At 65.4% G+C, this 22,718-nt stretch carries 21 protein-coding genes; 7 read left to right on the top strand and 14 right to left on the bottom strand.

Translation table 11 applies throughout. From position 1 onward, the window contains the following. Nucleotides 1–23: 23 nt before the first annotated feature. The 5 genes from PLO63_01040 to PLO63_01020 are packed head-to-tail and all read left to right on the top strand — an operon-like array spanning nucleotide 24 to nucleotide 5,360. A complete protein-coding gene (locus tag PLO63_01040) occupies nucleotides 24–2,231 on the top strand; it encodes a hypothetical protein (GenBank protein HOI72704.1) in 2,208 nt (735 codons plus the stop codon). After that, nucleotides 2,215–3,243: a hypothetical protein gene (locus PLO63_01035; protein HOI72703.1), complete on the top strand. Its 1,029-nt coding sequence runs from the start codon at nucleotides 2,215–2,217 to the stop codon at nucleotides 3,241–3,243. The genes PLO63_01040 and PLO63_01035 overlap by 17 nt, the downstream gene beginning before the upstream one ends. A 52-nt stretch (nucleotides 3,244–3,295) precedes the next feature. Then, a complete protein-coding gene (locus PLO63_01030; protein HOI72702.1) occupies nucleotides 3,296–4,636 on the top strand; it encodes a DUF1446 domain-containing protein in 1,341 nt (446 codons plus the stop codon). Then, entirely contained in the window at nucleotides 4,633–4,944 is a 312-nt protein-coding gene (locus PLO63_01025; GenBank protein HOI72701.1) for a hypothetical protein, read from the top strand. Before PLO63_01030 ends, PLO63_01025 begins: the two co-directional genes overlap by 4 nt. 29 nt (nucleotides 4,945–4,973) lie before the next feature. After that, nucleotides 4,974–5,360, top strand: a complete 387-nt coding sequence (locus PLO63_01020; protein ID HOI72700.1) for a hypothetical protein — start codon at nucleotides 4,974–4,976, stop codon at nucleotides 5,358–5,360. Between the two features lie 38 nt (nucleotides 5,361–5,398). Here the strand turns inward: PLO63_01020 and PLO63_01015 are convergent, their stop codons facing one another. Continuing rightward, nucleotides 5,399–5,611: a hypothetical protein gene (locus PLO63_01015; GenBank protein ID HOI72699.1), complete on the bottom strand. Its 213-nt coding sequence runs from the start codon at nucleotides 5,609–5,611 to the stop codon at nucleotides 5,399–5,401. Nucleotides 5,612–5,703: 92 nt separating this feature from the next. Between PLO63_01015 and PLO63_01010 the strand changes: the two genes are divergently transcribed. Continuing rightward, nucleotides 5,704–6,051: a TfoX/Sxy family protein gene (locus PLO63_01010; GenBank protein HOI72698.1), complete on the top strand. Its 348-nt coding sequence runs from the start codon at nucleotides 5,704–5,706 to the stop codon at nucleotides 6,049–6,051. Then, complete coding sequence (locus tag PLO63_01005) at nucleotides 6,048–6,800, top strand: histone deacetylase family protein (protein ID HOI72697.1); 753 nt, start codon at nucleotides 6,048–6,050, stop codon at nucleotides 6,798–6,800. The genes PLO63_01010 and PLO63_01005 overlap by 4 nt, the downstream gene beginning before the upstream one ends. Here PLO63_01005 and PLO63_01000 read toward each other — a convergent pair. The 13 genes from PLO63_01000 to PLO63_00940 form a co-directional block, all read right to left on the bottom strand. Then, the gene (locus PLO63_01000) at nucleotides 6,754–7,707 is read right to left on the bottom strand and encodes a DMT family transporter (protein ID HOI72696.1); all 954 of its coding nucleotides are present in this window, start codon (nucleotides 7,705–7,707) and stop codon (nucleotides 6,754–6,756) included. The genes PLO63_01005 and PLO63_01000 overlap by 47 nt on opposite strands. Beyond that, complete coding sequence (locus tag PLO63_00995; protein HOI72695.1) at nucleotides 7,704–9,431, bottom strand: radical SAM protein; 1,728 nt, start codon at nucleotides 9,429–9,431, stop codon at nucleotides 7,704–7,706. The genes PLO63_01000 and PLO63_00995 overlap by 4 nt, the downstream gene beginning before the upstream one ends. A 73-nt stretch (nucleotides 9,432–9,504) precedes the next feature. After that, on the bottom strand, nucleotides 9,505–10,644 hold the full coding sequence (ftsZ, locus tag PLO63_00990) for a cell division protein FtsZ (GenBank protein ID HOI72694.1): 1,140 nt from the start codon (nucleotides 10,642–10,644) through the stop codon (nucleotides 9,505–9,507). Nucleotides 10,645–10,662: 18 nt separating this feature from the next. Beyond that, nucleotides 10,663–11,895 carry a cell division protein FtsA gene (gene ftsA, locus PLO63_00985; protein HOI72693.1) on the bottom strand — a complete coding sequence of 411 codons (1,233 nt, stop codon included), beginning with the start codon at nucleotides 11,893–11,895 and terminating at the stop codon, nucleotides 10,663–10,665. A gap of 21 nt (nucleotides 11,896–11,916) precedes the next feature. Beyond that, complete coding sequence (locus PLO63_00980) at nucleotides 11,917–12,759, bottom strand: FtsQ-type POTRA domain-containing protein (GenBank protein HOI72692.1); 843 nt, start codon at nucleotides 12,757–12,759, stop codon at nucleotides 11,917–11,919. After that, nucleotides 12,756–13,682: a UDP-N-acetylmuramate dehydrogenase gene (gene murB / locus PLO63_00975; protein ID HOI72691.1), complete on the bottom strand. Its 927-nt coding sequence runs from the start codon at nucleotides 13,680–13,682 to the stop codon at nucleotides 12,756–12,758. Before murB ends, PLO63_00980 begins: the two co-directional genes overlap by 4 nt. An 11-nt stretch (nucleotides 13,683–13,693) precedes the next feature. Then, nucleotides 13,694–15,091: a UDP-N-acetylmuramate--L-alanine ligase gene (murC, locus tag PLO63_00970; GenBank protein ID HOI72690.1), complete on the bottom strand. Its 1,398-nt coding sequence runs from the start codon at nucleotides 15,089–15,091 to the stop codon at nucleotides 13,694–13,696. 39 nt (nucleotides 15,092–15,130) lie between these two features. Continuing rightward, nucleotides 15,131–16,219: an undecaprenyldiphospho-muramoylpentapeptide beta-N-acetylglucosaminyltransferase gene (gene murG, locus PLO63_00965; protein ID HOI72689.1), complete on the bottom strand. Its 1,089-nt coding sequence runs from the start codon at nucleotides 16,217–16,219 to the stop codon at nucleotides 15,131–15,133. Between the two features lie 7 nt (nucleotides 16,220–16,226). Further along, nucleotides 16,227–17,324: a putative lipid II flippase FtsW gene (ftsW, locus tag PLO63_00960; GenBank protein HOI72688.1), complete on the bottom strand. Its 1,098-nt coding sequence runs from the start codon at nucleotides 17,322–17,324 to the stop codon at nucleotides 16,227–16,229. Nucleotides 17,325–17,326: 2 nt separating this feature from the next. Next, entirely contained in the window at nucleotides 17,327–18,667 is a 1,341-nt protein-coding gene (gene murD / locus PLO63_00955) for a UDP-N-acetylmuramoyl-L-alanine--D-glutamate ligase (GenBank protein HOI72687.1), read from the bottom strand. Nucleotides 18,668–18,673: 6 nt separating this feature from the next. Then, complete coding sequence (gene mraY / locus PLO63_00950; protein HOI72686.1) at nucleotides 18,674–19,753, bottom strand: phospho-N-acetylmuramoyl-pentapeptide-transferase; 1,080 nt, start codon at nucleotides 19,751–19,753, stop codon at nucleotides 18,674–18,676. Next, nucleotides 19,754–21,169 (bottom strand): UDP-N-acetylmuramoyl-tripeptide--D-alanyl-D-alanine ligase, encoded by a 1,416-nt coding sequence (murF, locus tag PLO63_00945; GenBank protein HOI72685.1) that lies wholly within the window; start codon nucleotides 21,167–21,169, stop codon nucleotides 19,754–19,756. Next, on the bottom strand, nucleotides 21,169–22,716 hold the full coding sequence (locus tag PLO63_00940) for a UDP-N-acetylmuramoyl-L-alanyl-D-glutamate--2,6-diaminopimelate ligase (protein ID HOI72684.1): 1,548 nt from the start codon (nucleotides 22,714–22,716) through the stop codon (nucleotides 21,169–21,171). Before PLO63_00940 ends, murF begins: the two co-directional genes overlap by 1 nt. Between the last annotated feature and the right edge of the window lie 2 nt (nucleotides 22,717–22,718).

Genomic DNA, 22,718 nt, shown 5'->3' with positions numbered 1-22,718 from the left:
AATCCTTCAGGAAGGTTGACGCCTTGATCGAACGTGACTTCGATATCCCTTTCATCGCCGACCTTGCCCTCCGGGAGAAACAGATCCAGCAGAATTACCGTCCCGTGATCGCCGTCCACAAATGGTTCGCCCGACGTCCGGGGACCCTTTTCCGGGGACTCCTCCTCTCCGAGTTTGCCTCAAAGCCCCTGAAGGACTGCTTTTATGAAGGCAACGACTTCCACGGACGCCGCATCGCCGATCCGTTCATGGGCGGCGGCACCCCGCTCCTGGAAGCCAACCGGACCGGTTGCGACGTCCTCGGATACGACATCAATCCTATGGCCTGGTGGATCGTCAACCGGGAGATCGAGCACATTGATCTGAAGAAATATTCCGATGCGGCGGCAACATTGAGGAATACCCTGGAGGCGGAGATCGGCCCCCTCTATCGGACCCGCTGCACGCTCTGCGGTTCGCCCGACGCCCATGCGAAATATTTTCTCTGGGTCAAGACAAGAGCCTGCGGCCAGTGCCGGGCAAGGTTCGATCTGTTCCCCGGGTATCTCCTGGCCGAAAATGTCCGGCATCCGAGTAATGTCTTTGTCTGCCCCCGGTGCGGTGAACTGACGGAGGCGGAGGACAGACGCCATCCGGGCGAATGCCTCTCCTGCCATGCACCGCTGGCCCGCGGCGGCCCGGCAGGTCGGAACAGCTGCAAATGCCCTCATTGCCAATCCGTCAACACATATGCGGATGCAGGGAACGGCCCGCCGCAGCACCGGCTTTTCGCCATCGAATACGTCTGTCCGGACTGCCGGAAGCATCATTCCGGGCGCTTCTTCAAGAAACCCGACTGTGACGATCTTGAGCGCGTCCACAGTGCTTCGACGCGCTGGGAAGGCATCCATCCCCGCTTCGTTCCCGATGATGAAATCCCCGGCGGCGTCGAGACGGACCGTCTCCACCGCTGGGGGTACCGGCACTATCGGGAAATGTTCAACGAGCGGCAGCTGCTGGGCCTGGAGATCAGCGCCGGCTTGATCGATGCGATCGCGGATGAGCGGGTGAAAAACGCCCTGGCCACCAATTTTTCCGATCTTCTGCGGTACCAGAACATGCTCTGCCGCTACGATGCGATGGCCTTGAAGTCATTGGACATTTTCTCGGTTCACGGATTCCCGGTCGGACTCATCCAGTGCGAATCGAACCTGCTTGGGATTGTCGATCCGGTGAAGCGGACCTGCATCGGCAGCGGCGGATGGGCCAACATCATCGACAAGTACCGAAAGGCTAAGGCCTATTGCGATCGACCTTTCGAGGTGCGCCATCAGGGAGGGAAGAAACAGACCGTCCCCGTTCGAAACGAGTGGATCGGCGACCGCTGGAACGGGAACGGCAAAAAACGACACAGAATCGTGAACCTGATTTGCGGGGACGCGGCGGTTTCGGTGCTTCCGGAATCATCGCTGGACGCCGTCCTGACCGACCCCCCCTACTTCGGCAACATTCAGTACGCTGAGCTTATGGATTTCTGTTACGTCTGGCTGCGGCGTCTGGCGGGGCAACATCATTCCGCCTTCCGGGTCCGATCAACCAGGCACCAGGATGAATTGACCGGCAACGTCAGCATGGGACGGGGCCTGATTCAATTCACGGAGGGCATTTCCCGCGTCTACAGGCGGATGGCCGATGCCCTGAAACCGGGAGCCCCGCTTGCCTTCACGTACCACCATAACGATCTCAAGGCCTACTATCCCATCGCCGTCGCCATTTTAGACTCCGGCCTGACCTGCTCCGCCTCCTTGCCTTGTCCGGCGGAGATGGGCGCCTCCATCCACATCAAGGGAACCGGTTCCTCCATCATCGACACGGTCTTTGTCTGCCGATCGACAGGACGGATTCCCCAAAAATGGATTTCGCAATCACCGGAAGAAGTTGCTGAACTTGTCCGCACAGACATGGGGAAATTAACATTGGGGGGCGTCCGGCCCTCGAGTGGAGACGCTCGCTGTATTGCCTACGGCCACCTGACACGGCTGGCGGTCTGGCATCTTCGAACAGACTGGAAGAGAGACGATGAGACATCGGTCCGGATTGAAAAAGTGGCCCGCTGGCTGTTCGACTTCGGCGGCTGGCTGGAAGTGGAAAGGTGCCTGACCATCGAAAGAGCGGAGCAACCTTTTGCATTGACACCGATGGTTGCTGAACACATCTCGGAATACGGAGGAGAGGATGAAATATCCTTTTGAAGCCACGATCGACGAAATCCTGGCCGAACCGGATCGATACATCGACGCGGTCTTTTCCTGCCTGGAATCGGAGTTCATGGTCATGCCCAAGGGGGAAGGCTTCATTGAGTACCCCGTTTTCGAAAAAGGGTACGAGGCACTCAAAGTAGCAACGGCCGGATTCACCGATCTGAAAGCGGAAAAGATCCTTCCGGTTATCACGGAACTGCCGATTTCTTTCGTTGTTCTCAGGGCCATGCTGGGATTTACGCCTTCTGAATGGGGATACGTCACAACCCGGCGCACAGGCATCACCGTGTCCCAGGGATATGCCAGGACCCTCGACCGCAGGGTCCGCATGAATCCGGGAAAGTCCCTGAAACCATCCAGTGCTGTTGCAGCGAGGCTCGATGCACTGGTGAAAACCGCCTGCGTCCTGCTCTGCGAGGGGGGACCCGCAGTTCAACCGGATCAGATTCACAGATTGGATAAGGCCGACACAAAACACGGCCGGGACAGCATCCGCCATCTTGCATCCCTGGGATCACCGTACGCCATGCTTCTTTACGAACGGTTCCTTGGAAGGCCATTTGCCGGTCATCGGGATTCCGTGAGTGAACTGATCGGCGACAGTCTCGAATCGGCCATTGAGGATGTTCTGACGCGGGCAGGCCTCAGTTATCGAAAAACGAAACGGGCCGAGAAAATCGAAGGGTTCGATCAGACGCCCGATTTCATCATTCCCAGTGAATTCAATCCCCAGGTCGTGATCGAGGCAAAAATTACAGAGGATGATGGAACGGCACGGGACAAGGTAACCCGCATTCTGCGGCTGGTAACGCTCAGTTACGATCTGGTAATCTCACCAAAACAAAAATATGAAGTCGTTGCCTGTATTGGAGGAAGAGGTTTCAGCGAGAGGCGGGAAGACATGAGAAGGCTGATCGAGTCGACCCAGGGGAAAGTCTTCACACTGAAAACGCTGGATCGGATGGTTGATCACACAAGACTCCGGGAATTCCGCACCCGGTGAAGCAGAGGAGCATTGCGGCCAGTACCGTGAAGAAGGCAAAAGGACGGACTTCATGAAGATCCTCCGGATCGGCTCGGGGGCCGGCTATTCGGGAGACCGGATCGAGCCCGCCGTCGAACTGGCGGAAAAAGGCGGCATCGGGTACCTCGTCTTCGAGTGCCTCGCCGAGAGGACCATCGCCATCGCCCAGCAGGCGCGGATGAAGGATCCAAAGGCGGGCTTCGACCCGCTCCTGGCTGCGCGGATGGAGGCCTGCCTGCCCGTGTGCCGGAAAAACGGGGTCCGGATCGTCACCAACATGGGCGCGGCCAATCCGGCCGCCGGGGCGGAGAAAATCGGGGAGGTCGCCCGCAGGCTGGGCATCGGGGGCTTGAAGATCGCCGCCGTGACGGGCGACGACGTCCTGGAGGCGATCCGGGCAGGCGACTACCGCATCGAGGAGACGGGCGAATCGTCGGCGGCCCTGAGAGACCGGATGGTCTCCGCCAACGCCTACCTGGGGGCGGAGTGCCTGGTTGAGGCCCTCCGGAACGGCGTCGACGTCGTCATCACCGGCCGCGTGGCGGACCCGGCGCTCTTCACCGCCCCGGCGATCTTTGAGTTCGGCTGGGACATGAACGACTGGGACCGGATGGGACAGGCCACCGTCATGGGCCACCTGCTCGAATGCGCGGGACAGGTCACCGGCGGATATTTCGCCGATCCGGGCCGCAAGGACGTACCCGGGCTGGCCCGGCTGGGGTTTCCCATCGCCGAGGTCCGGGAGGATGGTGTCTTCGTCGTCACCAAGGTGCCCGGCTCCGGCGGAATGGTCACCCTGGCCACGTGCAAGGAGCAGCTCCTCTACGAGATCCACGATCCCTCGTCCTACGTCACCCCGGACGTGGTAGCCGACTACACCGGCGTCCGGATGGCCCCGGCCGGGCCCGACCGGGTGGAGGTTTCCGGCGGAAGGGGGAAGCCGAGAACCGATACGCTGAAGGTCTCCATCGGCTGCCTCGACGGCTGGATCGGTGAGGGCCAGATCAGCTACGGCGGACCCGGCGCGGTCGCCCGGGGGAGGCTGGCCCTGGAGATCGTGGCGGAGCGATTGAAGCTCACGGGCGTGCCGTTCGACGAGATCCGCCATGACCTCATCGGCGTCGATTCGCTCCACCGGGACAGGCTGTCAGCCGGGCACGATCCCTATGAGGTCCGGGTGCGGGTCGCCGGCCGCACGAAGAGCATGGCGGAGGCCCTCCGAATCGGCAATGAAGTGGAAACCCTGTACACGAACGGACCGGCGGGGGGAGCGGGCGCCTGGAAGGCGGCCCGGGAGGTCGTGGCGATGGTGTCCACCCTGATCCCGCGATCGCTGGTGAAACCTTCCATCCGTTACGAGGTGACGGAATGAAGCTGAAGGAGATTGCCCACTCCCGCACGGGAGACAAGGGCAACACGGCGAATGTCTCGGTCATCGCGTACGACCCGGCCGACTATCCGCTGATCGAGCGGTACGTTACGGCCGAGCGCGTCAAGGCCTTCTTCTCCGAGATCGTCGAGGGGGAGGTGGTCCGCTATGCCCTTCCCAACATCGGCGCCCTCAACTTCGTCATGCACAACGCCCTCTCCGGCGGCGTGACGCGGACACTGGCCCTTGACCTCCATGGAAAGTCGCTCAGTTCGGCCATTCTGGAAATGGACATTCCGGACTGGAGTTGACCGGCATAAGAGGCCCGAAAGGAGCCCGCATGGAACAGCAGATTCTCTTCTGGCTCTACCTGGTGAACCTGACGCTCCTGATCCTGCACGAGATGGACTCGGCCTACTGGAAGGAGTGGGAGATATTCCGCCTCCCCGGGGGACTCGCGGGCTTTCTCTGGATCCACCTCCCCCTCTGGCTGGCGGGCCTCTATGGCCTCGTGCTCGTGGACCGGGGGGCCGCCGCCGGGCTCATACTTTCCCTGGTCGTCAGCGCCGGCGGGATCTTTGCCTTCGCCATCCATCACTATTTCCTGGCGAAGGGCCGGCCGGAGTTCGACACCGTCACCTCCAGGCTCGTCCTCTGGCTGCTCCTGATCGGCGGCCTGGCCCAGGGGTTCTGGACGATCCGGATGTTGCTCCGGCTTCCGGGATAAACCGGGTCCACTCGGGTCTTCGCCCCTTCACGCAGCCTTTACCTCCCGGCCTTGCCGGGCACCGGCTCATGAGCCTTGCGGCCGTGAACCCGCTCGTAGGCCCGACAAAAGGGGCAGGCCCCGGCCTCGATGGTCCGGACAAAGGAATATGCCGCTCCGGCCTGCGTCTTCCGGGCACGGCGGCAGACCGGACAGGAGGCGCAGACGCCCGCCAGAAGGCGGTCCGTGGACGTGATTTCGCGCTGTTTCATGATGCATACGCCTTTTCGGGTATTTTTTTGCAGCGGATTTTCCGGCAGAGTCAGGGCGGCGTCAAGGACAAACAGAAAAGCGGGTGAAAAACATGGCGTATGACCAGGTTCTGGAGGAGCGCATCCGGCTCATTGTCGACCGATGGACGGACCTGTCGGCGAAGAGGATGTTCGGAGGGGTCTGTTTCCTCCTGAAGGGCAACATGATGTGCGGCATCTGGAAGGATTCCCTGATCGTCCGGGTGGGGCTGGATCGTTTTCAGGAGGCCCTGGACGCCCCCCACGCCCGGCCCTTCGACGTGACCGGCCGGCCCATGGCGGGCTGGGTCATGGTGGGCCCCCGGGGGGTCGAGAAAGACAAAGACCTCAAGGCCTGGCTCGCAAAAGCGCGGGCCTTCGTCCGGACGCTGCCGGCCAAGGTGGGAAAGGAGACTCCATGAACGTGATCTTTCACGAAGACTTCTACCAGACCTACACCTCGGACCCGGCGGCGGAGCCGGGCAGGCTGGAATCGATCGTCAACGTCCTCGAGGGCCGGGTGGACTTCCTCCGGGCAGAGCCCGCCGCGGAGGCGGACATCGCCGCAGTCCACACGGACACCCATATCCACCATGTCGGCTCCTACGGCCTTTACGATCTGGCGGCCCTCGCTGCCGGCGCGACGATCCAGGCGGCCATGATCGGAATGGAGGAGCCGGCCTTCGCGCTGGTCCGCCCGCCGGGGCACCACGCCTCGGCCGGCCGCTCCTGGGGCTTCTGCTACTTCAACAACATGGCCGTGGCGGTGGCGAAGCTCAAACGGGAGGAAAGGATCGAGCGGGCCTTCATCCTGGACATCGACCTCCACTTCGGCGACGGGACGGTCAACATCCTCGGCTCGCAGGACTTCGCAACCATCATCAATCCTTCCGCCTCCCGGGCCTCGGACTACCTGCGGCAGGTGGAGGAGGCCCTCCCCTCGGAGGGGGTGGACCTGATTGCAGTGTCTGCCGGGTTCGACTACGGGAAGGGAGACTGGGGCGGCGTCCTGGCCCCGGAGGACTACCGGGAGATCGGGAGGATGGTCCAGGAGGCCGCGATCGACTGCGGCGCCGGCTGTTTTGCCGTCCTGGAGGGCGGATACAACCACCGCGTCCTGGGCATCAACTGCCTGGCGTTCCTCGAAGGTCTGGGCGATCTGCCCTGGTAAGCGGCGGGGTGCGGTTCACGAGGGCCACGCCACCGATCACCATAACCGCCCCGGCCAGGAGAGACAGGTCAATCTTCTCGCCCAGGATCAGCCAGCCCAGGATGACGCCACTGACGGGGACGAAGTTGATGAAGATCCCCGCCCGGGACGGGCCGATCGCCCGGATGCCCTCGTAGTACCAGAGAAAGCCGAGAACCGTCCCGAACACGCCCAGGTAGGCGATCCCCGCCCAGGTCGTCCAGCCGTAGCCCGGGGCCTGCCCGATCATACCCTCCGCAACCGCCGGCGGGAGGAGGAAGAGCATCCCGGTGACACAGGAGGCCGTCACCGCCAGGAGAGGGCTCATCCCGTCCATGGCGACCTTCCCGATGAGCGAATAGGCCACCCAGCTCGCCACGCACCCCAGGATGGAAAGCTCTCCGATTCCAATGCCCCCGTGGAGGATCTCCGCCGGGTTCCCCCGGGTGATGACCGTGACAGCCCCCGCCAGGGACAGGAGGATCCCCGCCAGCCGGGTGCCGGTCAGCCGCTCGCGGAAGATCAGCGCCGCGAAGAGGGCGATGAAGACGGGGTTGTTCGCCACGATGAGGGACGCCCGGCTGGCGGTCACGGTCTTCAGGCCCAGGAAGAAAAAGAAGTTGTAGCCGAAGACCCCCGTCAAGCCCAGGAGGGCGATCCAGAGAACCTGGCGGCCCCGGATCCGGAGCCCCGGGCCTTCCCGATGAAAGACCAGGGGGACCAGGAGCAGACAGGCGGCAAAGAAGCGCAGGAACGACCCGGCAAAGGGACCCGCCTCCCGGGCGGCGACGCGGGCGGCGACGAAGGTCCCGCCCCACAGGACGGCCGTCAGGAAGAGCCGGAGGTAAACACCCCCGGTCGCGGCGTGCACCTGTGGCGGATTCATCATTCCGCCGCCCCCCACCCCTCCGGCGGCGTCCATCCTGCCAGGGCGTCCCGGTACTCCCTCCGGAGCAGGTCCCCGGAAACGCCGTGGTCGATGAAACTCCAGGGCAGGATCTCATCGGGTTCCTTCCGGCGGTAGACGTAGAAATCCGGGTTGACGTTCACCGCCTTCAGCGACTCCGTCCAGTTGCCGCCGGAGCGGTGGACCATGAGGAGAATGTCCGCGACGCGACGGTCCCCCAGGGACAGGAGGGCCTGGATGTAGTTCCACTTCGGCAGGTCCGAGAGCACCGTCACCGATCGTTCGCGGCGGAAGGCCTGGGTGATGCGCCGGATCCGCCGCTGGACGGTCCGGACGTCCTCCAGGGGATGCCACTGGAAGGGTGTCGCCGGCTTGGGGATGAACTGGTTGAGGCTCAGGGTGAGGCGGCGAAACCGCCGCTTTCCCTGCGAAGAGGCCAGGGCGCGATGCTGCACCGACCGCGTCAGTTCGATGATCGCCTCGACGTCGTCGTCCGTCTCGGTGGGAAGGCCCGTCATGAAGTAGAGCCGGAGATTGGAAATCCCCCGGGCGATGAGCATCTCCGCCGCCTCCAGGACCTGATCCTCGTCAATGCCTTTCCGGATCACGTTCCGCAGTCGCTGCGTCCCCGCCTCCGGTGCCAGGGAGACCGTCTCCACCCCGGACTGTGCCAGGAGGTCCGCCATTTCCCCGTCCAGACGGTCCAGGCGGAGGGAGCCGATGGCCGCCCGGCCTCCCCGCTCCAGGACGGCCCGGCAGAGAAGCCGCAGGTCCGGGTGGTCCGAGACGGCGGTCCCCAGGAGCCCGATCTTCCGGCCCTGCGCGATGCCCCGCTCGATGGAAGGCAGCAGGACCTCGGGCGGGCGGAATCGCGGGGGACGGTACAGATACCCGGCGGCACAGAAGCGGCACCCCCGACCGCAACCCCGGCTCACCTCGGTGAGGAACATCTCCCCGAACTCCGTTCCGGCGGTGGAGATGACCTGCTCCGTGGCAAACCGGCCGATGTCCCGGACCCGCCGCACGGTGACACGTCCGGGATAGCCGGAGTGAAGGGGCTCCGCCGCCTCGATCCGGGAATCGGGGCCGTAGTGGACCTGCCAGAGGGAGGGCACATAGGCCCCGGGGATCTCCTCCTGGATCTTCCGGAGGGTCTCCTCCCGGGACAGGCGGCTGTGCCGGGCCTCCCCGTAGGCATCCATGAACTCCCGGAGCATCTCCTCTCCCTCCCCGAGGAGGAACAGGTCGAAAAAGGGCGCCAGCGGTTCCGGGTTGAGCGTGAGGGCGACCCCTCCCCCGATGACGAGGGGATCCCGGTCTCCACGCTGGGAAGCGGAAAGGGGGATACGGGCCATTTCGAGGATCGAGAGGATGTTGGGGTAGTCGTTCTCGAAAGAGACGGAAAAGGCCAGGAGGTCGAAATCCGTGAGGGGGCGCTGCGACTCCAGGCTGAAAAGGGGGATGGACCCCGGGGAGAAGAAGCCCTCGTCCCCGGGGTCGGGAAGAAATGTCCGTTCGCAGATCCAGTCCGGACGCTCGTTCAGAATCGCATAGACAACCTGGTAGCCCAGGTTCGACATGCCCGTCCGGTAGGCGTTGGGGTAGGCCAGGCAGACGGTGGCCGCCTCCGTCCAGGCCTTTCGGACCGCCCCTTCTTCGCCGTCGGTCAGACGGGCATATTTCTGTTTCAGCGTCCAGGAGTTCATACCGGGTCCCGTTCCCTTGTACCAGATTGTCCCAGGGAACTCAAAACCCGGAGGGGGAATGTCCTCCTGCTTTTCAGTCCGCCTGCCGCCTCAGGAAAGCCGGCCTCTCCAGGTCGTCGTTGTCGTCGATCAGGCCGAGCTTCACGACCTTCATGCTCTCCAGGGGAACCTGCTTCCGCTTCCAGGCCGGCACCAGGAGGGGATCCTCGCCCGCCGAGGCGCCCAGGTTGATCCCCGGGAGGGGCAGCCGCTTTTTCCCCATGGATCCGTCGAACCCGGTGGCAATGAGGGTGATCCGGATCTCGTCCGTCAGGTTCTCGTCGATGACGATCCCGAAGATGATGTTGGCGTCCTCGTGGGCCTCCGACTGGATCAGGGTGGACGCCTCGTTCACCTCGAAGAGGGTGATGTCCGGGCTGCCGGTGATGTTCAGCAGGATTCCCTGGGCGCCCTGGATCGTGTTGTCCTCGAGGAGCGGCGACGAGATGGCCTTCTGGGCCGCCTCCACCGCCCGGCTCTCCCCGCTGGACGTTCCCGTTCCCATGAGGGCCATTCCCATCCCGGACATGATGTTCTTCACGTCGGCGAAATCCAGGTTGATGAGGCCCGGAACGGTGATGAGATCGGAGATCCCCTTGACGGCGTTGTAGAGGATCTCGTCGGCCTTCTTGAAGGCGTCGGGGATGGAGAGTCCGCGCCCCCCGAGGCTGAGCAGTCTCTGGTTCGGGACGACGATGAGGGTGTCCACGATCTTCCGGAGCTCCGCGATCCCGTCGTCCGCCTGGACGGTCCGCTTTTTCCCCTCGAACTGGAAGGGCTTGGTCACCACGGCGACGGTCAGGGCGCCCAGTTCCCGGGCGATGTCCGCCACGATGGGCGCGCCGCCCGTCCCCGTCCCGCCGCCGAGGCCGGCGGTGATGAAGACCATGTCCGCCCCCTCCAGGTGGCGGTACATCTCGTCCCGGACCTCCATGGTCGCCTGGCGCCCCACCTCGGGATCCGCCCCCGCCCCGAGCCCCCGGGTGGCCTCCGATCCAAGCTGGATCTTCACGGGCGAAGCGTTCGCCCGGAGGGCCTGGGCGTCCGTGTTGGCGGCCAGGAAATCCACGCCCTGCAGGTTGTAGGAGATCATCGTGTTGATGGCGTTCCCCCCGCCGCCTCCAACGCCGACCACCTTGATTTTTGCCGCGGCCATGCTCAATGAATCTGTCATTTCGAACATTTCCTCCCCCTAAAAGTTATCAAGAATCCATCTCTTCATCCGGTCTACCGCTCGGTCGATCACCTGACCCTTCCCCCTGAAAGACCGTTGTTGCCTGATTGCCTCCATGCCTCCAAAAACCACCAGTCCCACCCCCGTAGCGTACAGGGGGCTGTTGACGATGTCCGCCAGCCCCACGACGCCCTGGGGACAGCCCCGGCGAACCGGGGCGTTGAACACGCGCTCCGCCAGCTCCGTGATCCCCTCCAGGAGAGCCGTGCCTCCCGTGAGGACGATCCCCGCCGCCAGGTGGTCGTCGTAACCGGAACGGACGATCTCCTTCTGGGCCATCATGAGGATCTCCTCCACCCGGGCCTCGATGATCCGCCCCAGGATCTGCCGGGACACCTCCCGGGGCTCCCGGCCGCCCACGCTGGGCACCTCGATGGTCTCATCCTTGGAGATCAGCGGGGGATAGGCACAGCCGTACTTGAGCTTGATCTTTTCCGCCTCCGCCGCCGGCGTCCGGAGGCCCGTGGCGATGTCACTGGTGACGTAGCTCCCCCCGACGGGCAGGACGGCGGTGTGGCGGATGCTCCCCTCGGTGAAGACAGCGATGTCGGTGGTGCCGCCGCCGATGTCCAGGAGGGCCACCCCGAGGTCCTTCTCGTCCTCCCCGAGGGCGGCCAGGCTGGATGCGAGCTGCTCCAGGACAATCCCCTCGATGTCGAGGCCCACGCGGTTCACCGATTTCACGACGTTCTGGATGGACGCGACGGAGCCCGTGACCAGGTGCACCTTCGCCTCCAGCCGGACGCCGGACATCCCCACGGGCATCCGGACCCCCTCCTGCGTGTCCACGGTGTAGCTCTGGGGCAGGGTGTGGATGATCTCGCGGTCCAGGGGAATCGCCACCGCCTTGGCCGCCTCGATGGCCCGCTTCACGTCGTCCTGGTCCACCTCGCGTCCCTTCACCGCCACGATGCCCAGGCTGTTCTGTCCCTGGATGTGGGCTCCGGCGACACCGGCAAAGACGGACCGGATCTGGCAGCCGGAGATGCGCTCCGCCTCCTCCACGGCCCGGCGGATTCCCTCGACGGTGCTCTCGATGTTCACCACCACGCCCCTGCGAAGGCCCTCCGACGGGTGGGACCCGATCCCAATGATGCTCACGCCCTGCTCCGTCAGTTCCCCGACGACGGCGCAGGTCTTCGTTGTCCCGATATCCAGCCCGACGATCACCGATTTCCCTTTTCCTGCCATGCGTTTTACCCCGTTCCTTCGTTACATCCGAAATTGCTTCCCCGGATCGGCGTTCCCGGCCGGACCGAGGATTTCCTTCTTCTGCACCGTCACCTTCGACGGATCGTCCAGATCCACCCCCGCGTACCGGGGCCGCCCGGTCCGGCGCTCCAGGTCCGCCATGACCGTGGCGAGGCGGGCCAGTTTCTCGTCGTATTGGTCGAAGCCCAGCTTCAGGCACAGGCCCGAGGTGGTCACGACGGAGAGGCCCGTCACCGGATCCAGGTGGACGCTGGCGATGTCCTGAAGATTGGGATGGGTTTTGGTCTCCGCCATTCTGTTCAGGAAGGCCACCGCCTTCTGAAACCCGGCATCCACGGCGGCCTGATTCTCATAGCCCGTGATCACCGGGAAATCGACGTCGTCGTGTTTCTCCATCCGCTTGAAGAGATTGCCCGCCGTGTCCATGAGGTACAGTCCGTCTTTTCCCTTCACGAGGGCCCGGACCGTCCGCTCCTGCACCCGGATGACCATTCTGTCGGGGAGTTCCAGGCCAACCGAGACCTCCCGGACCCAGGGGTTCTGCTTCACCCGCCGGGCGAGCTTCTCGCGGTTCACCGCCAGAATGCTCACGGAGGGCCGGAGGGCCGCAAGCGCCAGCACCTCCTGCTCGGTGATCTCCTTGCAGCCCCGGACCACCGTTTCCCGGAGATGGAAATAAGGCGCCTGGACGATCCCGTAAAAGATGCCGATCGCGGCCGCTGACATCACCGCCACGACCGACAGGAGCAGCAGCGCCAACAGCGATTCCCTGAGGAATGGCCGCCGGGTCCGCTGCATCCGGTTTCGTCGGGTCAGGAGTTTTGTCCGCAGCGATGTCCTCACGACGCCCCCCCCACGATGCGCACCTCCGTTTCCAGGGTCACTCCCGTTTTTTCCCGGACGCGCTCCCGGACCAGCTCGATCAGGGCCAGGACATCCCCGGCCCGTGCCTTCCCCAGGTTGACGATGAAATTCCCGTGCTTCTCCGAGACCTGTGCGTCGCCGACGCGGGTCCCCTTGAGGCCCGCCTCCTCGATCAGCCGCCCCGCCGGGATACCCCGGGGGTTCTTGAAGACCGATCCGGCGCTCCGGTACTCCAGCGGATGCTTCTGCCGCCGGAGGGCCATGATCTCGGCGATCCGGCCGCGCACCGCCGCTTCGTCGCCCTCCTCCAGATGAAACCGGGCGCCCGTGATGACCGATCCCGGAGACAGATCAAGGTTCCGGTAGGCAAAGGCCAGGTCCCGACTTGCCATTTCCCGGAAACTCCCGCCGTCATCCAGCAGTCGAACACTCTCCACCACGTCCTTCATCTCCCGCCCGAAGGCCCCCGCATTCATCCGCACGGCACCGCCCACGCTTCCCGGGATTCCGGCGCCGAACTCCAGCCCCGTCAATGCCTCCCGGGCGGCCAGGGCCACCGCCTCCGCCAGGAGCGCCCCCGCCCCTGCCTCGATCCGCGCCCCGCTCCCGGCATCCCGGACCAGCCGGATCCGACGCAGGCTCCTGAGGGCCACCACGACCCCCCGCCAGCCCGCGTCGGCAATGATCAGGTTCGTCCAGTTCCCCGCGGGGAACCAGGCGATCCCCCGCTCCCGGCAGAGGGCAACGGTCCGGCCCAGGGCCTCCTCGTCGACGGGGAAGGCCAGGGCATCGGCTTTCCCACCCACCCCCATGGAGGTGTAGGCGGCGAGGGGCTCGTCAAAGAGGACCTCCCCGGCGGCAGCCTTCAGTTCGTCCCGGAGCCGGGCGTCCATCGTCTCCATGCCTCCCGCCGTCAGGTCGTGAGCCGCTTCAGGAGGGCCTCGCCGATCCTCCAGACCGTCCCCGCCCCCTGGGTGAACACGGTATCGCCCGGACGGACGATTCCGGCCAGGTGCTCCACGATCTCCCCAAAATCTTTCATGTACGTGACATCCGGGTGCCCCTGCTCGCGGACGGCCTCGCAGAGGGCCGCCGAGTGGACGCCCGGGATGGGCTTTTCGCTGGCCGCGTAGATGTCCGTGACGATCAGGACATCGGCGTCGGGAAAGGCCGTCATGAACTCGCTGAACAGGCCCTGGGTCCGGCTGTACCGGTGGGGCTGGAAGACGACGAGGAACCTCCCCTTCCAGACATGCCGGGCCGCCGCCAGGGTCTCCCGGATCTCCGTCGGGTGATGCCCATAGTCGTCCACCACGGTGACGCCGCCCGCCGTACCCTTCACCTCCAGCCGGCGCCCCACACCCGTGTACAGGGCCATTCCCGCCTTGAGGAGCTCCCAGTCGACGTCGAGCTCCCGCGCCACCGCGACGGTCGCCAGGGAATTCAGAACGTTGAAGCGTCCCGGGACGTTCAGGGTCACGATGCCTTTGTCCTCCCCCCGGACGTGGAGCCGGTAAGCCGAGACGGAGCCGTCGAAGGACAGCTCGGAGGCCCGGTAGTCGGCGTCCTCCCCGAGGCCGTAGGTGATCACGCGCCGGTGGATTTCCGGCAGGATCGCCCGGACGTTCGCGTCGTCGGAGCAGAGCACCGTCGCCCCGTAGAAGGGAACGATGTTGGCGAACTGGAGAAAGGCGTCTTTGATCTCCTCCAGGTCCCGGTAGTGGTCCACGTGCTCCAGCTCGACGTTTGTGATGACGGCGATGCAGGGCGACAGCTTCAGGAAGGACTTGTCGCTCTCGTCCGCTTCGGCGACGAGGATCTCCCCGTCTCCCATCTTCGCGTTGCTGCCGATGCTGGCCAGCTTCCCGCCGATCACCATGGTCGGGTCCAGGCCGGCATGGGCCAGAACGGTGGAGATCATCGATGTCGTCGTGGTCTTCCCGTGGGTTCCCGAGACGGCGATGGAAAACTTCATCTTCAGGAGCTCCGCCAGCATCTCCGCCCGTGGGATTACCGGGACTCCCAGCCGGCGCGCCTCGACGACTTCCGGGTTGTCCGGCGCCACGGCTGTGGAGGTGACCACCACGTCGGCGTTCCCCACGTTGGCCGCGTTGTGGCCGAGAAAGACGGCCGCCCCGAGGGATGACAGCCTGGCCGTGATGTCCGAGGTCGCCACATCGGAGCCCCGCACGGCATATCCGAGATTCAGGAGCACCTCGGCAATGCCGCTCATGCCGATGCCGCCGATCCCCACGAAGTGGATCGTCCGGATCTTCCGGCGCATGCCGTCGACGCGCTTGGTTGTATCCATTCCGTCCTTCCTTCGGGCCGCCCCGCGGGCAACCGCCCTCTACGCCGCCGCCGTTCCCGGCCTCGCCAGGGAAAGCATGGCGTCCACGATATCCGCCGCCGCCCGGGGGTTTCCCAGGGAGCGGGACTTGTCCTCCATCGCCCGGAGCCGCCCCGGATCCGCGACGAATCGCCGGATCCTCTCCGCCAGGAGGGCCCCCGTCAAATCCTTTTCCGCCACCATGTCCGCCGCTCCCGCCTCCGCCAGCACCCGGGCGTTCCAGGTCTGGTGGTCCGCAACGGCAAAGGGAAAGGGGATCAGGAGCGATGCCTTTCCGCTCACGGTGATCTCTGCCAGGGACGTGGCGCCGGCCCGGCAGACCAGGAGGTCGGCCCGGTCGTAAGCACCGGCCATGTCCAGGATGAAGGGGACGACCTCCGCGTCGAATCCCTGCTCCCGGTAGGCCGCCGCCGTCCTCTCCACGTCCGCGGCACCGGTCTGGTGCACGATCCGCAGCCGGGCCCGCAGGTCCCCGAGGAGAGGCAGGGCCTCTTCCACGGCCCGGTTGATCGCCCGCGCCCCCTGGCTCCCGCCGAACACGAGGAGCCCGAACCGGTCGTCCTTTCTCTCCGCCGCCGGCCCTTTCCTCAGGAAGGCCGACCGGACGGGATTCCCGCACACCACCACTTTCCGGGCCGGGAACTCTCCCGCGGACTCCCGGAATGTGACGAACACCCGATCCACGAACCGCCCCAAAATCTGGTTGGTCGCCCCCGGCACGGCATTCTGCTCCGCCACCGCCGTGGGGATCCTTTTCAAGGCCGCCGCCAGGACCGCCGGTCCCGAGGCATATCCCCCGACACCCAGGACCACGTCGGGGCGGAAGCGCCGGAGGACCGCCGCGGACTGCAGGAGGCTCCGGGGGATCTTGAGAAGTGCCCCCAGGGACCGGGCCAGTCCTCTCCCCTTGACGCCTTCCACGTCCAGTGTGGCCAGTTCGTAACCCATCGTCGGCAGCACCCGCTTTTCCAGTCCCCGCTCCGTGCCCACGAACAGGACCCGGTGATCCCGGTCCCGCCGGAGGAATTCTTCCGCGACGGCGATGCCCGGGAAGAGGTGTCCCCCGGTGCCGCCGCCGGCAATCAGCATCTTCACGTCACGACTCGTACGAAGAAATGTTCAGGAGGATGCCCACCGCCACCATGCTCATGATGAGCGACGATCCCCCGTAACTCAAAAACGGCAGGGCCAGCCCCTTGAGGGGGATCAGGCCCATGACCCCCGCAATGTTGATGAACGCCTCCAGGGCGATGATCATGGTGAGCCCCGCCGCCAGGAGCGTGCCGAAGGGATCGGCCGCCCGGAAGGCGATGACGAAGCCCCGGAAGACAAAAACGGTGAACAGCCCGATCACCAGGGCCACCCCGAGAAATCCGCTCTCCTCGGCGATGATCGCCAGGATGAAGTCCGTGTGCGGCTCCGGCAGGTAGAAAAGCTTCTGCATGCCGTCGCCGATGCCGACGCCGAAGGGACCGCCGGACCCGAAGGACAGGAGCGACTGGATGATCTGGAATCCCGACTTCCCGGGGTCCCGCCAGGGGTCCAGGAACGTCAGCAGCCGCTCCATCCGGTAGCTCTTGCGCATCAGGAGCCACAGGGCCACCGGGGCCATGGCCGCCGCCAGGCCGGCCAGATGCGTGACCCGGGTCCCCGAGAGATAGAACATCAGCATCATGATTAAGAAAATGATCGCCGAGGTCCCGAAATCGGGCTCCAGGATGATCAGGCCGATGAGGAAGCAGACCGTCAGCATGGGGATCAGGATGCCCTGCTTGAAGTCTTTCAACTGGGCCGCCTTCCGGGTTAGATAGTGGGCCAGGAACAGCACCACGGCCACCTTGGCCAGCTCGGTCACCTGGAAGTTGAAGAGCCCCAGGCGGAGCCAGCGCGTCGCCCCGCCGGCCCGCACTCCGGCGTGGGGAATCAGGAGCACCGCCAGCATGATCAGCGTGAGGGCCAGGACCGGGTAGGCGAGTTTCTTTAGTTTCTGGTAGGGAACCTTCGTCAGGAACACCATCAGACCGAGTCCCATGATCACGAAAACGATCTGCTTCTTGAGGAAATAGAGGCCGTCCTTGTATTTCTCCGCCGCCATGATCGAGCTGGAGCTGTAGACCATGACCGTCCCCACCGTCACCAGGATGAGGGTCACAATCAGAAGCACGATGTCGGGCCTTCCTTCCCTGGGCACCATGGTCACAGCTCCCCGACAATCTGTTTGAAGTGCCGGCCCCGCTGCCGGTAGTCCGTGTAGGCGTCGAAACTGGCGCATCCCGGCGACAGGAGGACCACGTCCCCCGGTGCCGCCTCCTCGAAGGCCCGCCGTACGGCATGCTCCAGGGGACCACCGTCCTCCGTCGGGACGACCCCGCCCAGGAATCCGCCGATCCGCTCCGCCGCCTCGCCGAAGAGGATCAGGCGCTTCACCCGTTTTTGCACCGCCTCTTCCAGGCTCGCAAAATCCCCGTCCTTGTCGCGGCCTCCCATGAGCAGGATCACCGGCCGGGAGAAGGTCTCCAGGGCCCGCTGCACCGCCCCCGTGTTGGTCCCCTTCGAGTCGTCGTAAAAGGAGACCCCGTTCTTCTGGCCGGCGAACTCGATCCGGTGAGAGATCCCCCGGAAATTCCGGACGGCGGAGGAGATTCCCTCCCGGGAGCAGCCGGCCGCCCGGGCCGTGAGGATGGCGGCCATGACGTTCTCTACGTTGTGCCGCCCGGGGATCCGGATCATGTCCAGGGGATACTCCTCTTCCGCGCCGCCCGTCCGGAGAACCATCCTGTCTCCCCGCAGAAAGATCCCCTCCTCGGGCTCGCGAAGGGTGCTGAACGGAAGCACCGGCGCCGCGGGGGCCGTCAGGGGGGGCGACAGGAACGGATCGTCGGCGTTCAGGACAACCCGGTCCCCTCCCTTCTGGTTTTCGAAGATCCGCTCCTTTGCCCGGCGATAGGCCTCGAAGCTCCCGTGGTAGTCCACGTGATCCGGAGTCACGTTCAGGATCAGGGACACGAAGGGACGGAACGTATCAATGTACTGGAGTTGGAAGCTGCTCACCTCGACCACGGCGTACCGGTCGCTTTCCTCGGCACCGGCGCGGTCGATGAGCGGCGTCCCGATGTTCCCCCCGACGAAGGCCTCCATGCCGCTCTCCCGGAAGATCTCGCCCAGCAGGGTCGCGACGGTGGTCTTCCCGTTGGTGCCCGTGACGGCGATCATGGGGATCCGGAGGAACCGGGCGGCCAGTTCGATCTCGCTGAAAACGGGCACGCCCCGGCGCAAGGCCACCGAGAGCACCGCATCGGAGGGCGGGATCCCAGGAGAGGGGATCACCAGGTCGATGCCGGCAATCGACGACGGCTCATAGGGAGTCCACACATATTGGCCGGATCCGTTGCCGCCGGTGATCCATTCCCGGAAATCGGCGGCGGGCCGGGTGTCCGTCACGGCCACCCGCGCTCCCCTGCGGGCGAGGAACTGCGCCGTTGACTTCCCCGTCTTGCCGAGTCCGATCACCAGGATGTTCTTCCCCGCCAGTTCCATGATCCGTCACCGCAGTTTCAGCGTGCTGATGGCCACCATGGCCAGGAGGATCGAGATGATCCAGAACCGGACGATGACCTTCGGCTCCGGCCATCCCTTCAGCTCGAAATGGTGGTGGATCGGGGCCATCCGGAAGATCCTCTTCCCGCCGGACAGCTTGAACCAGCCCACCTGGGCGATGACCGAGAAGGTCTCGAGGACGAAAATGCCCCCCACGATGGCCAGGAGGATCTCCTGCTTGGTCATGATCGCCAGGGTCCCCAGGGCCCCCCCGAGGGACAGCGATCCCACGTCGCCCATGAAGACCTGGGCCGGGTAGGTGTTGTACCAGAGAAAACCGATCCCGGCGCCGACCATGGCGCCGCAGAAGATCGAAAGCTCGCCCGTTCCCGCCACGTAAGGGACCTGGAGGTAGCCGGAGATGCGGACGTTGCCCGCGAAATACGCAAACAGGAGGTACGTCAGGAAGCAGGTGATGGCCGGCCCGATGGCCAGGCCGTCCAGGCCGTCCGTCAGGTTCACCGCGTTGGCCGCACCCACGATGATGAACGTGGACAGGAGGATGTACATCCAGCCCAAGTCGGGAAGCACCGTCTTGAAGAAGGGAACCGTCAGGTTCGAGGAGAAGCCCGGCTTCAAGAACAGGATGACGCTGACGAAAAGCGCGATGGCGATCTCCCCCGCCAGGCGGGTCTTCGCGGGAACGCCCTTGCTGTTCCGCCGGGTCAGCTTCCGGTAGTCGTCCATGAACCCGATGAGCCCGTAGCCGATCGTCACAAGGATCACCAGCCAGATGTAGTCCACCCGGAGGTTGGCCCACAGGAGGGTCGAGACGACGACGGCGAAGATGATGAGGACCCCGCCCATGGTGGGGGTGCCCTGTTTCACCTGGTGAGTGCTCGGACCGTCGTCCCGCACCTGCTGGCCCACGTGGAGGCTCTGGAGCTTGCGGATCAGCCAGGGACCGACGACGAAACAGATGACCAGGGCCGTGATGGCGGCATAGATCGTCCGGAACGTGATGTAGCGGAACACGTTGAAGGAGGAGAACACCGTATGGAGCGGATACAGCAGGTGGTACAGCATCTATGCGGTCTCCTTCGTTCCGAACCAGTCGGCGACGGCCCGGACGGTTTCCTCCAGGCGCATCCGCCGGGACCCCTTGACCAGGACCCAGTCTCCCTCCCGGAGATGCTCCCGCAGGGACGGCAGGATCTCCCGGGGCTCCTCGAAGAACGTCACGTCCCCCGGGGCCAGCCCGCCCTCGACGGCGCCGCGGGCGGTGTCCCCCGAGAAGGCTCCCTTCAGGTACGCCCGCCGGATCCCCGTTTCCGCCAGGAGACGGCCCGTGTCGCGGTGCAGCTCCGCCGAGGCGTCCCCCAGTTCCAGCATGTCTCCCAGGACCGCCACCCCGGTGCCGGCACCCCTCAGGTCCCGGAGGGTCCGGAGGGCCTCCCGGACGGAGGCGGGATTCGCGTTGTAGGCGTCGTCCACCAGGAACGCCCCGTTGGCCAGGGGGAGTACCGTCATCCGGCCCGAAACGGGGCGAAACGACTCCAGTCCTTCCCGAACCCCGTCCTCGTCGATGCCGAGCGCCCGGGCACAGGCCGCCGCCGCCAGCGCGTTGGAGACGGCGTGCCGCCCGCAGAGGGAAATCCGGACCTCCCGGCGGCGGTCCCCCATGTCGAGGCGGAACGAGGTCCCCCCCGCATCCGTCCGGATGTCCGCTGCCGTGATGTCCGCGTCCCTTTCCATGCTGAAGGTCACCGTTTTCCCCGGCCACTGCTCCTCCTGGCCCCGTACGAAGGGGTCGTCCCGGTTGATCAGGGCCGTGGCCGTTTCTTTCATGTGCCGGAAGAGGTCCCCCTTCTCCCGGGCGACGCCTTCCAGGCTGCCCAGCCCCTCCAGGTGGGCGGGGCCGATGTTCGTGACCAGGCCGATGTCCGGCCGGACGATCCGTGTCAGCCGGGCGATCTCGCCAGGCCGGTTCGTTCCCAGCTCCAGGATGGCCGCGCGGTGCTCCGGGCCGAGACGGAAGAGCATCATGGGAACGCCGATGAGGTTGTTCAGGTTGCCCTCCGTCTTGAGGATCTGCATTTTCCGCCCGATGACGGCGGCGGCCATCTCCTTGGTCGTCGTCTTCCCCGAACTGCCGGTCACGGCGATGACAGGCACCGTGTACTTCCCCCGGACGTGGCCGGCCAGGTCGCCCAGGGCTGTCAGGGTGTCCTCCACCCGGATCACGTCCACGCCGGCGAGACCCGCGATCCACTCTCCCGGCGGGTCCTCCTGGACGATGACCGCTTTTGCCCCCGCCGCCACAGCGGCCCCGAGAAAACGGTGGCCGTCGAACCGGTCCCCCCGGAGGGCCACAAAGAGATTTCCAGGCCCCAGGGTCCTCGTGTCCGTCGATACGCCGTCCACGGTCCCCCGCCCGTCGCCGCGGAGGAGGACTCCCCCCGCCGCATCCAGGATCTCCCGGATGGTCAGGACGGACGCCATCAGCGGCCCTCCCCGTCCCGCCTTGCCGACAGGGCGTCCCGGGCTACGAGGCGGTCGTCGAAGGGCGTCTTCTTCTCCCCGATGATCTGGTAGTCCTCGTGCCCCTTGCCGGCGATGAGAACGATGTCGTCGGGGCCGGACGACCGGATGGCCTGCCCGATGGCCGCCTTCCGGTCCGGTACGACAAAATACGCGGGCCGACCGGCCTTCCCGGACGCCTCGTCGAACTCCCCGGCCCGGATCCGGTGCACCGGCAATCCGACCACGCCGGCCTCGATCTCCCGGATGATCTCCAGGGGATCCTCGGTCCGCGGGTTGTCGGACGTGATGATCGCCACGCTGCTCCCTTCCACGGCGGCCCGTCCCATGAGGGGACGTTTGCCCCGGTCCCGGTCGCCGCCGCATCCGAAGACGGTGACGATCCGTCCGCGGCGGAACATGGCCAGATTTTCCAGGACGCGTCGGAGGGCGTCTTCCGTGTGCGCGTAATCGACAAAAACACGGGGGTCGCCCGGTTTCACGTCCACCTTCTCCAGGCGTCCCGGCACGTTCCGGAGGCGCTCCACCCCTTCCTGAACGGCGGTTTCCGGAATCCCCAGGGCGGCGGCGGCCGCCGCCGCGGCCAGGATGTTATAGAGGTTGAACCGCCCGATGAGGGGAGATCGCAGGGTTGTCGATATCCCCGGTCCCCGGACTTCCGCCTCGATTCCGTCGAGGCTCAAGGCGACATTCCGGGCCGACACGTCCGCCGGAGTCTCCAGTCCGTACGAAAGGGTCTTCACCGCCGTCCTGGCCAGGAGCCGCCGGCCCCATGGGTCGTCGGCATTGACGACGGAGCGGATGGCCCCGCCCTTCCGGCTCGCCGGCAGGACTTCCAGGAACAGCCGGCTCTTCGCGGTGAAATAGGCCTCCATCGTGCCGTGATAGTCCAGGTGGTCCTGCGTCAGGTTGGTAAAGATCCCAAGGTCGAAATCGCAGTCGTCGACCCGCTTCAGGTCCAGGGCGTGGGACGAGATCTCCCCCACCACGTGGGTGGCGCCGGCGTCGAGCATTACCCGAAGAATCCGCTGCATTTCCAGCGACTCGGGGGTCGTGTTGGGCGCGGGCCACACCCGGGCGCCGAACCGGTAGTTTACCGTCCCGAGGATGCCGGGCCGGCTGCCGGCGGCTTCCAGGATCGATTCCAGGAGATAGGTGACGGTCGTCTTGCCGTTCGTGCCGGTGATGCCGATCAGACAGAGCGAGCCCGACGGATCCCCGAAGAAGTTGCGCCCCAGGATGCCCAGGGTCCGCCGGCAGTCGGCCACCCTCACGGCCGTGACGCCCGGGGGGGGTGCGAACTCCCGTTCGTGGACGATGAATCCGGCACCCCGGCGGATGGCCTCGTCGATAAAACCGTGGCCGTCGAACTTCAGGCCGGGAACGGCTACGAACAGGCTCCCGGGGCTACACTGCCGGGAGTCGTAGCAGACGGAGCGAACTGTTCCGGAAAGGTCTCCCGAGACCCCCCGGACATCAACACCCTGAAGCACATCGGAAAGGAGCACCC

It is taken from the genome of Syntrophales bacterium (assembly GCA_035363115.1).
GTDB lineage: Bacteria > Desulfobacterota > Syntrophia > Syntrophales > PHBD01 > PHBD01.
The sequence above is the reverse complement of the archived record's forward strand: the minus strand, read 5'-3'. Positions and strand labels throughout refer to the sequence as shown.

Bases quoted from the DNA above. Each gene is read 5' to 3' on its own strand.
- mraY (HOI72686.1), bottom strand. From the start codon at position 19,753: ATGCTGTACCACCTGCTGTATCCGCTCCATACGGTGTTCTCCTCCTTC.
- PLO63_01000 (HOI72696.1), bottom strand. From the start codon at position 7,707: ATGATGAATCCGCCACAGGTGCACGCCGCGACCGGGGGTGTTTACCTC.
- PLO63_01015 (HOI72699.1), bottom strand. From the start codon at position 5,611: ATGAAACAGCGCGAAATCACGTCCACGGACCGCCTTCTGGCGGGCGTC.
- PLO63_01020 (HOI72700.1), top strand. From the start codon at position 4,974: ATGGAACAGCAGATTCTCTTCTGGCTCTACCTGGTGAACCTGACGCTC.
- PLO63_00995 (HOI72695.1), bottom strand. From the start codon at position 9,431: ATGAACTCCTGGACGCTGAAACAGAAATATGCCCGTCTGACCGACGGC.
- PLO63_01025 (HOI72701.1), top strand. From the start codon at position 4,633: ATGAAGCTGAAGGAGATTGCCCACTCCCGCACGGGAGACAAGGGCAAC.
- murG (HOI72689.1), bottom strand. From the start codon at position 16,219: ATGCTGATTGCCGGCGGCGGCACCGGGGGACACCTCTTCCCGGGCATC.
- ftsW (HOI72688.1), bottom strand. From the start codon at position 17,324: ATGGTGCCCAGGGAAGGAAGGCCCGACATCGTGCTTCTGATTGTGACC.
- murC (HOI72690.1), bottom strand. From the start codon at position 15,091: ATGGATACAACCAAGCGCGTCGACGGCATGCGCCGGAAGATCCGGACG.
- PLO63_01005 (HOI72697.1), top strand. From the start codon at position 6,048: ATGAACGTGATCTTTCACGAAGACTTCTACCAGACCTACACCTCGGAC.
- PLO63_01030 (HOI72702.1), top strand. From the start codon at position 3,296: ATGAAGATCCTCCGGATCGGCTCGGGGGCCGGCTATTCGGGAGACCGG.
- murB (HOI72691.1), bottom strand. From the start codon at position 13,682: ATGGAGACGATGGACGCCCGGCTCCGGGACGAACTGAAGGCTGCCGCC.
- ftsA (HOI72693.1), bottom strand. From the start codon at position 11,895: ATGGCAGGAAAAGGGAAATCGGTGATCGTCGGGCTGGATATCGGGACA.
- murF (HOI72685.1), bottom strand. From the start codon at position 21,169: ATGGCGTCCGTCCTGACCATCCGGGAGATCCTGGATGCGGCGGGGGGA.
- murD (HOI72687.1), bottom strand. From the start codon at position 18,667: ATGGAACTGGCGGGGAAGAACATCCTGGTGATCGGACTCGGCAAGACG.
- PLO63_01035 (HOI72703.1), top strand. From the start codon at position 2,215: ATGAAATATCCTTTTGAAGCCACGATCGACGAAATCCTGGCCGAACCG.
- PLO63_01010 (HOI72698.1), top strand. From the start codon at position 5,704: ATGGCGTATGACCAGGTTCTGGAGGAGCGCATCCGGCTCATTGTCGAC.
- ftsZ (HOI72694.1), bottom strand. From the start codon at position 10,644: ATGACAGATTCATTGAGCATGGCCGCGGCAAAAATCAAGGTGGTCGGC.